This window comes from Streptomyces sp. NPDC093065 (assembly GCF_044754585.1).
Taxonomy (GTDB): domain Bacteria; phylum Actinomycetota; class Actinomycetes; order Streptomycetales; family Streptomycetaceae; genus Streptomyces.
The window spans coordinates 103649-117104 of the sequence record NZ_JBIVPJ010000012.1 but is presented as its reverse complement, the minus strand read 5'-3'; the positions used below and the strand labels follow the sequence as shown (position 1 = coordinate 117104).

Here is a 13456-nt window from a genome sequence, read left to right as displayed (position 1 = left end):
CGGTAGAGATGAGCAAGCTCGAACTCCTGCCCGCCGTCGATGTCCGCGACGGCCAGGCCGTCCGCCTCGTGCACGGCGAGTCCGGCACCGAGACCTCCTACGGCTCCCCGCTGGAGGCCGCCCTCGCCTGGCAGCGCTCCGGCGCCGAGTGGCTGCACCTGGTGGACCTGGACGCGGCGTTCGGCACCGGCGACAACCGCGCGCTGATCGCCGAGGTGGCGAAGGCCATGGACATCAAGGTGGAGCTGTCCGGCGGCATCCGCGACGACGACACCCTCGCCGCCGCCCTCGCCACCGGCTGCACCCGGGTCAACCTCGGCACCGCCGCCCTGGAGACCCCCGAGTGGGTCGCCAAGGTCATCGCCGAGCACGGCGACAAGATCGCGGTGGGCCTCGACGTACGCGGCACGACGCTGCGCGGCCGCGGCTGGACCCGCGACGGCGGCGACCTCTACGAGACGCTGGACCGCCTGAACAAGGAGGGCTGCGCCCGGTACGTCGTCACCGACATCGCCAAGGACGGCACCCTCCAGGGCCCCAACCTGGAGCTGCTGAAGAACGTCTGCGCGGCCACCGACCGCCCGGTCGTGGCCTCGGGCGGTGTGTCGTCCCTGGACGACCTGCGCGCGATCGCCGGGCTCGTCCCGGACGGTGTCGAGGGGGCCATCGTCGGGAAAGCCCTCTACGCGAAGGCGTTCACTCTGGAAGAGGCCCTGGAGGCTGTGTCGACATGACGTCCGAAGCCGTACGACGCGTGCAGAGCGGAAGTCCCTGGGAAGAGTCCTTCGGTTTCGCACGCGCCGTGGCGGCGGGCGACCGGGTCATCGTGGCGGGCACCACCGCCTTCAAGGGCGACATGCTCTATGGCGAGGGCGACCCGTACGAACAGACCAAGGTCGCCTTCGCCACCGCCGTCGAGGCGATCGGCGAGTTCGGGCTCGGTGTCGAGTCCGTGGTCCGGACCCGTGTGTACCTGGCACATTCCCGCGACGTCGATGCGGTGGGCCGCGCCCACAAGGAGCTGTTCGACTCCGTGCGCCCGGCCACGACCCTGCTGGTCGTGCAGGGTTTCATCGACTCGCGGGTCCTGGTGTCGGTCGAAGTGGAAGCGTATAGAGGAGCCGTGGATTCATGACCCTGGCGGTCCGAGTCATCCCCTGCCTGGACGTGGACGACGGCAGGGTCGTCAAGGGCGTCAACTTCCAGAACCTGCGCGACGCGGGCGACCCCGTCGAGATGGCCAAGGTGTACGACGCCGAGGGCGCCGACGAGCTGACGTTCCTGGACATCACCGCCTCGTCGGGCAACCGCGAGACGACCTACGACGTGGTGCGCCGCACCGCCGAGCAGGTGTTCATCCCGCTGACCGTCGGCGGCGGCGTGCGCACCGCCGAGGACGTCGACAAGCTGTTGCGGGCCGGCGCGGACAAGGTGGGCGTCAACACGGCGGCCATCGCCCGCCCCGACCTGATCCGCGAGATCGCCGAGCGGTTCGGCCGACAGGTCCTGGTCCTGTCGGTCGACGCGCGCCGCACCGAGGCGGGCACCTTCGAGGTGACCACCCACGGCGGCCGGCGCGGCACCGGCATCGACGCGGTGGAATGGGCGCACCGGGCCGCCGAGCTGGGCGCGGGGGAGATCCTGCTCAACTCGATGGACGCGGACGGCACGAAGGACGGCTACGACCTGGAGATGCTGGCGGCGGTCCGCAAGCACGTGACCGTGCCGGTCATCGCCTCGGGCGGCGCGGGCAGCCTCGCCCACTTCGCCCCGGCGGTCGAGGCGGGCGCGGACGCGGTGCTGGCGGCCTCCGTCTTCCACTTCGGCGACCTGCGGATCGGGCAGGTGAAGCAGACGCTTCGCGAGGCGGGCCACCCCGTCCGGTAGAGGAGCGGCGGAGAAACCAAGATGCGAAAGGAAAGTTGCACAAAACTTATTGCGCAACTTTTCTTTCCTGATTTAGCCTGGGTGCATGCCGAGCCAGGAGAGCCACCCCATCACCGACCTGGGCACCCTCAAAGCCCTCGCCCACCCCCTGCGCATCCAGCTCTACCGCAACCTCGGAGTGGCGCGTACCGCGACCGCCTCGCAGCTCGCCGACCAGGTCGACGAGGCCGTCTCCCTGGTCAGTTACCACCTGCGCAAGCTCGCCGAGCACGGGCTGATCGAGCAGGCCGATCCGCAGAGCGCGGACGGCAGGGAACGCTGGTGGCAGCTGTCGTCGGAAGGGGTCAGCATCCGCGGCGAGAACTTCCGGGACGCCCCCGAGCGGGCCGCCGCCCACCTCGCGGCCACCCGGCTCTTCCACGAGCAGCGCGCCGACATGTACCGCCGCTACCTCGACGAACGCTCCACCTGGGGCCCCGAGTGGAACTCCGCCGCCCCCGACAACGAGTCACAGCTGCGCCTGACCCCCGCCGACCTGAAGGAACTGGGCGACGAACTGCTCGCCCTGGCGAAGAAGTACGACGAGCGCGGCCGGGCCGCCGAAGCCGCCGGCGACACCGAGGGGCGCGAGAACGTCGCCCTGCACGTCTACGGATTCCCCTTCCGTGTCTGAGGCGACCACGTCCGCGACGGACGTACGGACACCCGGCGCCTCCGTGCCCGCCCACCGCGACGGCAACGTCCTGCGCTGGGTCGGCGCCTACACCGCGTCCATGGTCGGCGACATGGTGTTCTTCCTGGCGCTGTCCTGGGCCGCCGTGCAGAACGGCACCCCCGCGCAGGCCGGCGTCGTCACCGCCGTCAGCGCGGTGCCCCGCGCGCTGCTCATGCTCGGCGGCGGAGTGATCGCCGACCGGCTCGGGCCGCGCCGGGTCGTCATCGGCAGCGACGCCGTACGGTGCGCCGCGGTCCTCGCCGTCGCCGCCGTGCTGTTCGCGACCGACCCCGGGCTGTGGCTCCTCGCTCTGCTCGCCGTCGTCTTCGGCACCGTCGACGCCGTGTTCATGCCCGCCGTGGGGGCGCTCCCGGCGCGGATCACCGGCAAGGACCAGCTCGCCCGCGTCCAGGGCATGCGCGGCCTCGCCATACGCTTCGCCGCCGTCGTGGGCGCGCCGCTCGGCGGGCTCGGCGTGGCGGTCGGCGGCGCGGCGGCGGCCTTCGCGTTCGCCGGGCTGCTCATCGCCGTGTCCGTGCCGCTGCTGATCTCCGTACGGATGAGGGAACTGCCGGCCGACGACACGGCCGCCGCGCCGACGACCACCGCCTGGCGGGACCTGGTGGGCGGGCTCCGCTACGTCCGCCGGCACCGCGTCCTCGGCCCGCTGATGGTGGCCATCGCCCTGGGTGACCTCGGCTTCGTCGGCCCCCTCAACGTGGGCCTCACCCTGCTCGCGGACGAGCGGGGCTGGGGCGCGTCGGGGATGGGCTGGGTGCTCGCCGGGTTCGGGACGGGCGCGGGAGTCGCCGCCCTGCTGCTGACCCTACGGGGACGCCTGCCGCGCGCCGGGTGCGTCGCCGCCGGTGCCATCATCCCCGGCTCGGCCGCGATCGCCGGCCTGGCCCACGCGCCCGGCCTCCCCGTGGCCGTCGGCACCGCGCTGCTCATCGGCCTGCTCACGGGGCTCAGCGGCGCCATGTGCGGAGCCCTCCTGCAGACCCAGTCCGACCCCGCCTACCTGGGGCGGGTCACGGCCGTCGGCGGCATCGTCAGCCTGGGGATCGCCCCGCTGAGCATGCCGCTGTCCGCCGCGGCCATCGGCGTCTGGGGCACCGGCCCGGTCTTCGCCGTCAGCGCCGCCGTCTGCGGCCTCGGCGGGGTCGTCGCCCTGTGCGCGCCTGGCGTGCGGCGGGCCGAGCTGCCGAAGTGAGCGACGCGGAGATCAGATACCGAGCTGCTTGGTCTCCCGCAGCTTCGCGACCGCGTCCGCCTCGCCCTCCAGCTCCACCTTCGCGGCGCCCTGCCGGCCGTACGCGAACAGCAGCAGCTCGGACGGCTCGCCCGTGGCCGTCACCACCGGCGTGCCCCGGTGGGCGACCGTCGTCTGGCCGTTGGGACGGCGCAGCACCAGGCCCGTCGGGATGCCGCGGCCCATCAGGCGGGCGGCGCGCTCCAGGCGGGACCACAGGGCGTCCTGGAAGACCGGGTCCAGCTCGCGCGGCGACCAGTCGCTCCGGGCGCGGCGTACGTCCTCGGTGTGGACGTAGAACTCGACCGTGTTCGCCGCCTCGTCGACCTGCTTGAGCTGGAAGGGGGAGAAGCGGGGCGGGCCCGTGCGGATCAACCGGAGCAGTTCCTCGTACGGCTTCGCGCCGTACTCCTCCATCACCCGGTCGAGGCGGGACGCCAGCTGCTTGATCATGCTGCCCCCGGCGGCGTCCGGCCGGCGCTCGCGCACCACCACGTGCGCGGCCAGGTCACGGGTCCGCCAGCCGTCGCACAGGGTCGGGGCGTCCGGACCCGCCGTCTCCAACAGGTCCGCGAGCAGAAGTCGTTCACGCTTGGCGAAAGTCGACATGGGGCCAGCCTACGGCGGCCGGCCGGGTCCGCCCAATGGACATTTCCGGGGCGTGTCGGTCCCGCGCGGCACAATGGGCGCATGACCAGCAGCTCCCCCACCAGCGACGCCCCCGGGCGGCCCGGCCCGCTCGCCCCGGAGATCGCCGACCGGCTCAAGCGCAGCGCCGACGGCCTCCTGCCCGCCATCGCCCAGCAGTACGACACCGGGGAGGTGCTGATGCTCGGCTGGATGGACGACGAGGCGCTGCACCGCACCCTGACCACCGGACGCTGCACCTACTGGTCGCGCAGCCGCCGCGAGTACTGGGTCAAGGGGGACACCTCCGGTCACTTCCAGTGGGTGAAGTCCGTCGCCCTGGACTGCGACGCCGACACCGTGCTCGTCAAGGTCGACCAGGTCGGCGCGGCCTGCCACACAGGCACCCGCACCTGCTTCGACACCGACGTGCTCCTCGCCGGGAACACCGCGAGCGCCGAAGCCGCCGCGGGCACCGACGCGCCCGGCGCGGATCAGTAGGGTCTGCCGCCATGGACGTCACGCATGACATGGACCTCGACACCTTCCGCAAGCTGGCCGCCGACCGCCGGGTGATCCCGGTCAGCCGCAAGCTCCTCGCCGACGGCGACACCCCCGTGGCCCTGTACCGCAAGCTCGCCGCCGAGCGCCCCGGCACCTTCCTGCTGGAGTCTGCGGAGAACGGACGGAGCTGGTCCCGCTACTCCTTCGTCGGCGTCCGCAGCGCCGCCACCCTCACCGAGAAGGACGGGAAGGCGCACTGGCAGGGCACCCCGCCCGTCGGCGTCCCCACCGGCGGCGACCCGCTCGCCGCCCTGCGCGCCACCGTCGAGGCCCTGCACACCCCGCGCGACCTCGCCCACGACCTGGGCCTGCCGCCCTTCACCGGCGGCATGGTCGGCTACCTGGGCTACGACATCGTGCGCCGCCTGGAGAAGGTCGGCCCCGGAGAGCGCGACGACCTGAAGCTCCCCGAGCTGACCATGCTGCTCACCAGTGACCTCGCCGTCATGGACCACTGGGAGGGCTCGGTCCTCCTGATCGCCAACGCGATCAACCACAACGACCTGGAATCCGGCGTCGACGAGGCCTACGCCGACGCGATCGCCCGCCTGGACGCCATGGAGTCCGACCTCACCCGCGCGGTCGCCCAGCCGCCGGCCGCGCTGCCGCCCTCCGAGCTGCCCGAGTACACCGCCCTGTGGGGAGGCCCCGACTTCCAGGACGCCGTCGAGGACATCAAGGAGCGCATCCGCGCGGGAGAGGCCTTCCAGGTCGTCCCCTCCCAGCGCTTCGAGACGCCCTGCACGGCGAGCGCCCTCGACGTCTACCGGGTCCTGCGGGCCACCAACCCCTCCCCGTACATGTACCTGCTGCGCCTCGACGGCTTCGACGTCGTCGGCTCGTCCCCCGAGGCGCTGGTCAAGGTCGAGGACGGGCGCGCCATGGTGCACCCCATCGCCGGCACCCGCCCGCGCGGCGCCACCCCGCAGCAGGACCAGGCCCTCGCCGACGAACTGCTCGCCGACCCCAAGGAGCGCGCCGAGCACCTGATGCTCGTCGACCTCGGCCGCAACGACCTGGGACGCGTCTGCGAGCCCGGCTCCGTCGAGGTCGTCGACTTCATGTCCGTCGAGCGGTACTCCCACGTCATGCACATCGTCTCGACGGTCACCGGACGGGTCGCCCCCGGCCGCACCGCCTTCGACGTCCTCACCGCCTGCTTCCCGGCCGGCACCCTCTCCGGCGCGCCCAAGCCGCGCGCCCTGCAGATCATCGACGAACTCGAACCCTCCCGCCGCGGCCTGTACGGCGGCTGCGTCGGCTACCTCGACTTCGCCGGCGACTCCGACACCGCCATCGCCATCCGCACGGCGCTGCTGCGCGAGGGCACGGCCTACGTCCAGGCCGGCGCGGGAGTCGTCGCCGACTCCGACCCGGTCGCCGAGGACACCGAGTGCCGCAACAAGGCGGCCGCGGTGCTCAGGGCCGTGCACACGGCCAACCGGCTGGCGCGACAGGGCCAACCGCACCCGGCGGTGGGGTGATTCTCACGTCCCCCATTTCGAACCCCGGGTGACGGATCGCCCAGGGTTCGGGTGATAGTGGAGTACGTGACAGCCGTTCCTCACCCCCGTACCCCAGCCGCAGGACCCGCCCGGGCCGGCCGCCGGAGCCTCGCCGTCGCCCTGCTGTGCGGCGCGCTCGGCGCGGCCGTCGCCCTGCTCGCCACCCGGCAGGAGTGGGCGGAGGGCACCGCGACCGTGGCCGGTGGCGCGTTCTCGCTGACCGCCAAGGGCAGCGACGTCACGGGCGTCCCCGCGGCGCTCGCCATAGTCGGCCTCGCCGCGCTGGTCGCCGTCTTCGCCGTCCGCCGCGCCGGCCGCTTCGCCGTCGCCGCCGTCCTCGCGCTGAGCGGCGCCGGCACTGTCGCCGCCGCTCTGGCCGGTGCCTCGGACAGCTCCGCCCTCGACGACCAGGCGGCCAAGGCGGCCGGCGACACCTCGGCCACCGTCGACGCGCTCTCCCACACCGCGTGGCCGTACGCCGCGGCCGTGGGCGGCGCCCTGCTCCTGCTGGCCGGGCTGCTCGCGCTGCGCTACGGCCGCCTGTGGCCCGCGATGTCCGGCCGCTACGAGCGCGACGGCACCCCGCGGCCGCGCCGCAGGCCCCAGACCGTCGACCCGGACCGCCCCGAGGACCTGTGGAAGGCCATCGACCGCGGCGAGGACCCCACCAGCGGCTGACCCCGCGTCCGGGCCCGCGTCCACCCACCGGAGCACCCCCGCTCACGGCGCGTGCCCCCGTGCGGGACAATGGGCGCGAGCGTCCTGCTCAGACATGGCACACAGCAACGAGGAGCAAGCAATGGCGGGCAGCAGCCACGGTCACACCCCGGCCGCCTGGACCGGTGTCATCATCGCCTTCATCGGTTTCTGCATCGCGGGCATGTTCATGGTGGCGGCCCAGCCGTGGGGCTTCTGGGCCGGCATCGCGGTCGTGCTCCTCGGCGGTGTCGTCGGCTACATCATGCGGATGATGGGCCTCGGCCAGCCGAAGCAGAACCACCCCGTGCACCAGGTCTCCGGCGAGCACGCGCAGGCCGGCGCCATGGGCTGACCGGAGACGGCGGCCACGGAGTTCCTGAGGGGCGGACCGGCACACGGGTGCCGGGACCGCCCCTCATGTGCGGGCGGGGGCCGGCGGGTGCAGAATGCGGGCGTGGACGTCGAGAGCGGGAAACCGAGCCGGACCGGCACCATCCAGTTCCGCGGCGCGGCCCTCCGCCTGGCCGTCCCCGCCGGGGTGCTCGCGGCCGTCGCCGGGGCCTTCGCGTACGTGGGGAGCGTGGATCCCTACGAGCCCGGCCACTACCCCGTCTGCCCCCTGCTGCGCTTCACGGGCGTCTACTGCCCCGGCTGCGGCGGTCTGCGCAGCGCCCACGCCTTCGTCCACGGTGACCTGACGGCCGCACTGCACGCCAACGCGCCCGCCGTCCTCGCCTACCTGGGCTTCGCCGTCCTGTGGACCGTCTGGGTGATCCGCGCGGCCCGGGGGCGCCCGGTGCGCGTCGACCTCGGACCGGTCCACCTGTGGACTCTCGGGACGTTGCTGCTGGTCTTCACCGTTGTCCGGAACCTGCCGTTCGGCGGCTGGCTGATCCCTTGATCGTTCGCGGACGTCCAGGTACTGGGACCGTGAAGGCCGGATGCGGGACCGGTGCCCGGCTCCGGATACCATCACAGTGACCACACGTTTTGCCGTCTGAAAGGGGGCCGCTCGCGTGAGTGTGCTCGACGAGATCATCGACGGAGTCCGTGCCGACCTCGCGGAGCGGCAGGCGCGCGTCAGCCTCGACGAGCTCAAGGAGCGCGCGGCCAAGGCACGCCCCGCCAAGGACGGCGTGACCGCGCTGCGCGGCGACGGCGTCAAGGTCATCTGCGAGGTCAAGCGCTCCAGCCCCTCCAAGGGCGCGCTGGCGGCCATCGCCGACCCGGCCGGGCTCGCCGCCGACTACGAGGCGGGCGGTGCCGCCGTCATCTCCGTCCTCACCGAGGAGCGCCGCTTCGGCGGCTCGCTCGCCGACCTGGACTCGGTCCGCGCGCGCGTGGACATCCCCGTGCTGCGCAAGGACTTCGTCGTCACCTCGTACCAGCTGTGGGAGGCCCGCGCGCACGGCGCCGACCTCGTGCTGCTGATCGTCGCGGCCCTGGAGCAGCCGGCCCTGGAGTCGCTGATCGAGCGCGCCGAGTCCATCGGACTCACCCCGCTCGTCGAGGTGCACGACGAGGACGAGGTCGAGCGCGCGGTGGACGCGGGCGCCAAGGTCGTCGGCGTCAACGCGCGCAACCTGAAGACCCTGGAGGTCGACCGCGGCACGTTCGAGCGGGTCGCCCCGGAGATCCCCGCGCACATCGTCAAGGTCGCCGAGTCCGGCGTCCGCGGCCCGCACGACCTCATCGCCTACGCCAACGAGGGCGCCGACGCCGTGCTGGTCGGCGAGTCCCTGGTCACCGGCCGCGACCCCAAGACGGCGGTCTCCGACCTGGTGGCGGCGGGCGAGCACCCGGCACTGCGCCACGGCCGGGGCTGAGCCCCGGTAGGCTGATCCCGATGACATCCGCACTCACCACGGCCCCCCGGGACCCGTACGCCCGCCTCGCGCGCGGCTGCCGGCCCCGGGGCTGCCGCGCGCCCGCCCGCAGGGTGCACGGCCGCCGCGTGCGGTACGTCATCGGAGACGAACCCGGGCAGGTCAACGGCATGCGATGGCACCAGCCGGCCTAGGGGCGCGGGGCAGTATCGAATTCTGCGACTCCGTCGCGTGGGCGCGACCGGCCACGACGGGCCTGTCCGACACACGACACCCGCCCCCACGGCGACTGGTCACATCAGACACTCACCGTGAGGTACACGCATGTCCAGCACCTTCTTCATCCCCGACCCGGAGGGCCAAGTCCCCTCCGCCGAGGGCTATTTCGGCGCCTTCGGGGGCAAGTTCATCCCCGAGGCCCTCGTCGCGGCGGTCGACGAGGTCGCCGTCGAGTACGACAAGGCCAAGTCCGACCCGGAGTTCGCCCGCGAACTGGACGACCTGCTCGTCCACTACACGGGCCGCCCGTCCTCCCTCACCGAGGTGCCCCGCTTCGCGGAGCACGCCGGAGGCGCCCGGATCTTCCTCAAGCGCGAGGACCTGAACCACACCGGCTCGCACAAGATCAACAACGTGCTCGGCCAGGCCCTGCTCACCAAGCGCATGGGCAAGACCCGCGTCATCGCCGAGACCGGAGCGGGCCAGCACGGCGTGGCGACGGCGACGGCCTGCGCCCTGTTCGGCCTCGACTGCACCATCTACATGGGCGAGATCGACACCCGCCGCCAGGCCCTCAACGTGGCCCGCATGCGGATGCTCGGCGCCGAGGTCATCGCCGTGAAGTCCGGCAGCCGCACGCTCAAGGACGCGATCAACGAGGCGTTCCGCGACTGGGTCGCCAACGTCGACCGCACCCACTACCTGTTCGGCACCGTCGCGGGCCCCCACCCCTTCCCGGCGATGGTCCGCGACTTCCACCGAGTCATCGGCGTCGAGGCCCGCCGCCAGCTCCTGGAGCAGGCCGGACGCCTGCCCGACGCCGCGATCGCCTGCGTCGGCGGCGGCTCCAACGCCATCGGCCTCTTCCACGCCTTCATCCCCGACGCGGACGTCCGCCTCATCGGCTGCGAGCCCGCCGGGCACGGCGTCGAGACCGGCGAGCACGCGGCCACCCTGACCGCGGGCGAGCCCGGCATCCTGCACGGCTCCCGGTCCTACGTCCTCCAGGACGACGAGGGCCAGATCACCGAGCCGTACTCGATCTCGGCCGGTCTGGACTATCCCGGCATCGGCCCGGAGCACGCCTACCTCAAGGACTCCGGCCGCGGCGAGTACCGGGCGGTCACCGACGACGCCGCCATGCAGGCCCTGCGCCTGCTGTCGCGCACCGAGGGCATCATCCCGGCCATCGAGAGCGCCCACGCGCTGGCCGGTGCCGTCGAGGTCGGCAAGGAGCTGGGCAGGGACGGCCTGATCGTGGTCAACCTGTCCGGCCGCGGCGACAAGGACATGGACACCGCCGCCCGCTACTTCGGGCTGTACGACACCGACGCCGAGGTCGCCGCCGACGAGACCGGCGCCGCGGAGATCGAGGGGGACGCGAAGTGAGCGGGAACGTGCTGCTGCTGAACGACACCCTCGCCGCGGCGAAGTCCGAGGGGCGCGCCGCCCTCATCGCCTACCTCCCGGCCGGATTTCCGACCGTGGACGGCGGCATCGAGGCGATCAGGGCCGCGCTCGACGGCGGCGCCGACGTCGTCGAGGTGGGCCTGCCGCACAGCGACCCGGTGCTCGACGGCCCGGTGATCCAGACCGCCGACGACATCGCCCTGCGCGGTGGCGTGCGGATCGCCGACGTGATGCGCACCGTCCGCGAGGCGCACGCGGCCACCGGCAAACCGATCCTCGTCATGACGTACTGGAACCCCATCGACCGCTACGGAGTGGAGCGCTTCACCGCCGAGCTGGCCGACGCGGGCGGCGCCGGGTGCATCCTGCCCGACCTGCCGGTCCAGGAGTCGGCGCTGTGGCGGGAGCACGCGGACAAGCACGGGCTCGCCACGGTCTTCGTGGTCGCGCCCAGCAGCAGGGACGCGCGGCTCGCCAAGATCACCGCGGCCGGCAGCGGCTTCGTCTACGCCGCCTCCCTCATGGGCGTCACCGGCACCCGCGAGTCGGTCGGCGCCCAGGCCGAGGACCTGGTGCGGCGCACCCGCGCCACCACCGACACCCCGGTCTGCGTCGGGCTCGGCGTCTCCAACGCCGCCCAGGCCGCCGAGGTGGCCGGCTTCGCCGACGGCGTGATCGTCGGCTCGGCCTTCGTCAAGCGGATGCTGGACGCGCCCGACGACGCGGCCGGCGTCGAGGGCGTCCGCGAGCTCGCCGCCGACCTGGCGAAGGGCGTGCGCGGACAGGCCTGACGGCCGGCGCGGGACGACGAGCGCATGACAGAGGTCCCTCGTAAGAGTGGACCTGGGACCGGGGAGGCGCGCTGCGCCTCCCCGGTTCGTTCTGCGGGGTGTGAGCGAGAAGAACCGACAGGGAAAGCGCAGCGCCCGCGAGAAGCTGGCGGCCGAGCGCGAGAAGCAGAAGTCCAGGGACAAGCGCCGCCGGGCGCTGATCGTCGGCGCGAGCGTGGTCTGCGTCCTCGGACTCGCGGCGGTGATCGGCGTGGTCGCCGCGAACGCGGGCAAGGACGACGGCAGCGAGTCGGCCGGCCCGATCGTGGCCCCCTCGGGCGCCCAGGGCAAGGACGGCCTCGCGATCCCCGTCGGCGAGGAGAGCGCCAAGTCCACGCTCACCGTCTGGGAGGACTTCCGCTGCCCGGCCTGCAAGGCCTTCGAGCTGGCGTACCGCGACACCGTCCACGAGCTGAGCGACGCCGGACAGCTCAAGGTCGAGTACCACCTGGCCACCATCATCGACGGCAACATGGGCGGCACCGGCTCCCGCAAGGCGGCCAACGCGGCGGCCTGCGCCCAGGACGCCGGAAAGTTCCCCGCCTACCACGACGTCCTGTACGACAACCAGCCGCCGGAGACCGACGACGCCTTCGCCGACGAGAACAAGCTGCTCGACCTGGCGGGCAAGGTCGACGGCCTCGACACCACCCTCTTCCAGGAGTGCGTGAAGAACGGTAGGCACAACAGCTGGGTGGAGAAGTCCAACAAGGCCTTCCAGGAAGGCGGTTTCAGCGGCACCCCGACGGTGCTCCTGGACGGCAAGAACATCTACCAGGACCGCTCCATGACACCGGCCAAGCTCAAGCAGATGGTGGAGGACGCCAACAAGTAGCGCGCCCGCTCGTTACGGACCCGTAGCCGGGCTGCCCGCCGCGCTCCCCGTCCGACACGGTAGCGTCGACCCTGCCATGGAACTTGCCTTCATTCCCAGCCCGTCGCGCGGGGTGCTGTACCTCGGCCCCATCCCGCTGCGCGGCTACGCGTTCTGCATCATCATCGGCGTCTTCGTTGCCGTCTGGCTCGGCAACAAGCGCTGGATCGCCCGGGGCGGGCGGCCCGGCACGGTGGCCGACATCGCGGTCTGGGCCGTTCCCTTCGGCCTGATCGGCGGACGCCTCTACCACGTGATCACGGACTACCAGCTGTACTTCAGCGAGGGCCGTGACTGGGTCGACGCCTTCAAGGTCTGGGAGGGCGGACTCGGCATCTGGGGCGCGATCGCGTTCGGCGCGCTGGGCGCCTGGATCGGGGCCCGGCGCCGGGGCATCCCGATGCCGGCGTACGCCGACGCCGTCGCCCCCGGCATCGCCCTGGCGCAGGCCCTCGGCCGCTGGGGCAACTGGTTCAACCAGGAGCTGTACGGCAGGGCGACCGACCTGCCGTGGGCCGTGGAGATCACCTCCACGGCCGACGGACGGCTGCCGGGCACGTACCACCCGACATTCCTGTACGAGTCGCTGTGGTGCATCGGCGTCGCGCTGCTCGTCATCTGGGCCGACCGCCGCTTCGAGCTCGGCCACGGGCGGGCCTTCGCCCTGTACGTCGCGGCGTACTGCGCGGGCCGGTTCTGGATCGAGTACATGCGCGTCGACGACGCCCACCACATCCTCGGCCTGCGCCTGAACAACTGGACCGCGCTCTTCGTGTTCCTGCTCGCCGTGCTGTACATGGTGCTCTCGGCGCGGAAGCGGCCCGGCCGGGAGGCCGTGGTGGAGCCGGGCGCGGACTCCGCCGACGGCGACACCGGTCGCGAAGGGGCGAAGGACGCCGAGGCGAAGGACGCCGAGCAGGACGCGGACGCCGGGGCCGACGAGACGGACACCGCGGAGAAGACCGAAGCCGCCAAGGCCCCCGAGGACGCGGACGACGCGGCGGACACGGGGGACCCGAAGGACGCCGAGGGCGTGAAGAACGGGGCC

At 72.7% G+C, this 13456-nt stretch carries 16 protein-coding genes and 1 pseudogene; 16 read left to right on the top strand and 1 reads right to left on the bottom strand.

Annotated features, from left to right (window positions below; translation table 11 throughout):
* Positions 1 to 8: 8 nt before the first annotated feature.
* The 5 genes from priA to ACIQFU_RS21620 all read left to right on the top strand — a co-directional run bounded on the left by priA (position 9) and on the right by ACIQFU_RS21620 (position 3815).
* Positions 9 to 734, top strand: a complete 726-nt coding sequence (gene priA / locus ACIQFU_RS21640) for a bifunctional 1-(5-phosphoribosyl)-5-((5-phosphoribosylamino)methylideneamino)imidazole-4-carboxamide isomerase/phosphoribosylanthranilate isomerase PriA (protein WP_059299098.1) — start codon at positions 9 to 11, stop codon at positions 732 to 734.
* Positions 731 to 1135 carry a RidA family protein gene (locus ACIQFU_RS21635; RefSeq protein ID WP_402553602.1) on the top strand — a complete coding sequence of 135 codons (405 nt, stop codon included), beginning with the start codon at positions 731 to 733 and terminating at the stop codon, positions 1133 to 1135. The genes priA and ACIQFU_RS21635 overlap by 4 nt, the downstream gene beginning before the upstream one ends.
* Positions 1132 to 1887: an imidazole glycerol phosphate synthase subunit HisF gene (hisF, locus tag ACIQFU_RS21630; RefSeq protein WP_402553601.1), complete on the top strand. Its 756-nt coding sequence runs from the start codon at positions 1132 to 1134 to the stop codon at positions 1885 to 1887. The genes ACIQFU_RS21635 and hisF overlap by 4 nt, the downstream gene beginning before the upstream one ends.
* An 85-nt stretch (positions 1888 to 1972) precedes the next feature.
* Positions 1973 to 2560, top strand: a complete 588-nt coding sequence (locus ACIQFU_RS21625) for an ArsR/SmtB family transcription factor (RefSeq protein ID WP_402553599.1) — start codon at positions 1973 to 1975, stop codon at positions 2558 to 2560.
* The gene (locus ACIQFU_RS21620; protein ID WP_402553597.1) at positions 2553 to 3815 is read left to right on the top strand and encodes an MFS transporter; all 1263 of its coding nucleotides are present in this window, start codon (positions 2553 to 2555) and stop codon (positions 3813 to 3815) included. The genes ACIQFU_RS21625 and ACIQFU_RS21620 overlap by 8 nt, the downstream gene beginning before the upstream one ends.
* Before the next feature lie 12 nt (positions 3816 to 3827).
* On the opposite strand, the gene ACIQFU_RS21615 is transcribed toward ACIQFU_RS21620, so the two are convergent.
* Positions 3828 to 4463 carry a TIGR03085 family metal-binding protein gene (locus tag ACIQFU_RS21615; protein ID WP_402553596.1) on the bottom strand — a complete coding sequence of 212 codons (636 nt, stop codon included), beginning with the start codon at positions 4461 to 4463 and terminating at the stop codon, positions 3828 to 3830.
* An 81-nt stretch (positions 4464 to 4544) separates the two neighbouring features.
* Between ACIQFU_RS21615 and hisI the strand changes: the two genes are divergently transcribed.
* The 11 genes and pseudogenes from hisI to lgt all read left to right on the top strand — a co-directional run.
* Complete coding sequence (gene hisI / locus ACIQFU_RS21610) at positions 4545 to 4982, top strand: phosphoribosyl-AMP cyclohydrolase (RefSeq protein ID WP_402553594.1); 438 nt, start codon at positions 4545 to 4547, stop codon at positions 4980 to 4982.
* A gap of 11 nt (positions 4983 to 4993) precedes the next feature.
* The gene (locus ACIQFU_RS21605) at positions 4994 to 6529 is read left to right on the top strand and encodes an anthranilate synthase component I (protein ID WP_402553592.1); all 1536 of its coding nucleotides are present in this window, start codon (positions 4994 to 4996) and stop codon (positions 6527 to 6529) included.
* A 57-nt stretch (positions 6530 to 6586) separates the two neighbouring features.
* Entirely contained in the window at positions 6587 to 7228 is a 642-nt protein-coding gene (locus tag ACIQFU_RS21600) for a TIGR02234 family membrane protein (protein ID WP_402553591.1), read from the top strand.
* A 121-nt stretch (positions 7229 to 7349) separates the two neighbouring features.
* Positions 7350 to 7601 carry an HGxxPAAW family protein gene (locus ACIQFU_RS21595; RefSeq protein WP_402553589.1) on the top strand — a complete coding sequence of 84 codons (252 nt, stop codon included), beginning with the start codon at positions 7350 to 7352 and terminating at the stop codon, positions 7599 to 7601.
* Positions 7602 to 7703: 102 nt separating this feature from the next.
* Entirely contained in the window at positions 7704 to 8150 is a 447-nt protein-coding gene (locus ACIQFU_RS21590; RefSeq protein ID WP_402553588.1) for a DUF2752 domain-containing protein, read from the top strand.
* A gap of 115 nt (positions 8151 to 8265) precedes the next feature.
* Positions 8266 to 9075 carry an indole-3-glycerol phosphate synthase TrpC gene (trpC, locus tag ACIQFU_RS21585; RefSeq protein WP_402553586.1) on the top strand — a complete coding sequence of 270 codons (810 nt, stop codon included), beginning with the start codon at positions 8266 to 8268 and terminating at the stop codon, positions 9073 to 9075.
* Positions 9076 to 9095: 20 nt separating this feature from the next.
* Positions 9096 to 9269 (top strand): tryptophan biosynthesis modulator TrpM, encoded by a 174-nt coding sequence (trpM, locus tag ACIQFU_RS21580; RefSeq protein WP_402553584.1) that lies wholly within the window; start codon positions 9096 to 9098, stop codon positions 9267 to 9269.
* Between the two features lie 130 nt (positions 9270 to 9399).
* On the top strand, positions 9400 to 10683 hold the full coding sequence (trpB, locus tag ACIQFU_RS21575; RefSeq protein ID WP_402553583.1) for a tryptophan synthase subunit beta: 1284 nt from the start codon (positions 9400 to 9402) through the stop codon (positions 10681 to 10683).
* Positions 10680 to 11495 carry a tryptophan synthase subunit alpha gene (gene trpA / locus ACIQFU_RS21570; protein ID WP_402553581.1) on the top strand — a complete coding sequence of 272 codons (816 nt, stop codon included), beginning with the start codon at positions 10680 to 10682 and terminating at the stop codon, positions 11493 to 11495. The genes trpB and trpA overlap by 4 nt, the downstream gene beginning before the upstream one ends.
* Positions 11496 to 11595: 100 nt before the next feature.
* Positions 11596 to 12369 carry a DsbA family protein gene (locus ACIQFU_RS21565; protein ID WP_402553580.1) on the top strand — a complete coding sequence of 258 codons (774 nt, stop codon included), beginning with the start codon at positions 11596 to 11598 and terminating at the stop codon, positions 12367 to 12369.
* Positions 12370 to 12445: 76 nt separating this feature from the next.
* Positions 12446 to 13286, top strand: a pseudogene (gene lgt, locus ACIQFU_RS21560) (prolipoprotein diacylglyceryl transferase); the annotation flags it as partial.
* Between the last annotated feature and the right edge of the window lie 170 nt (positions 13287 to 13456).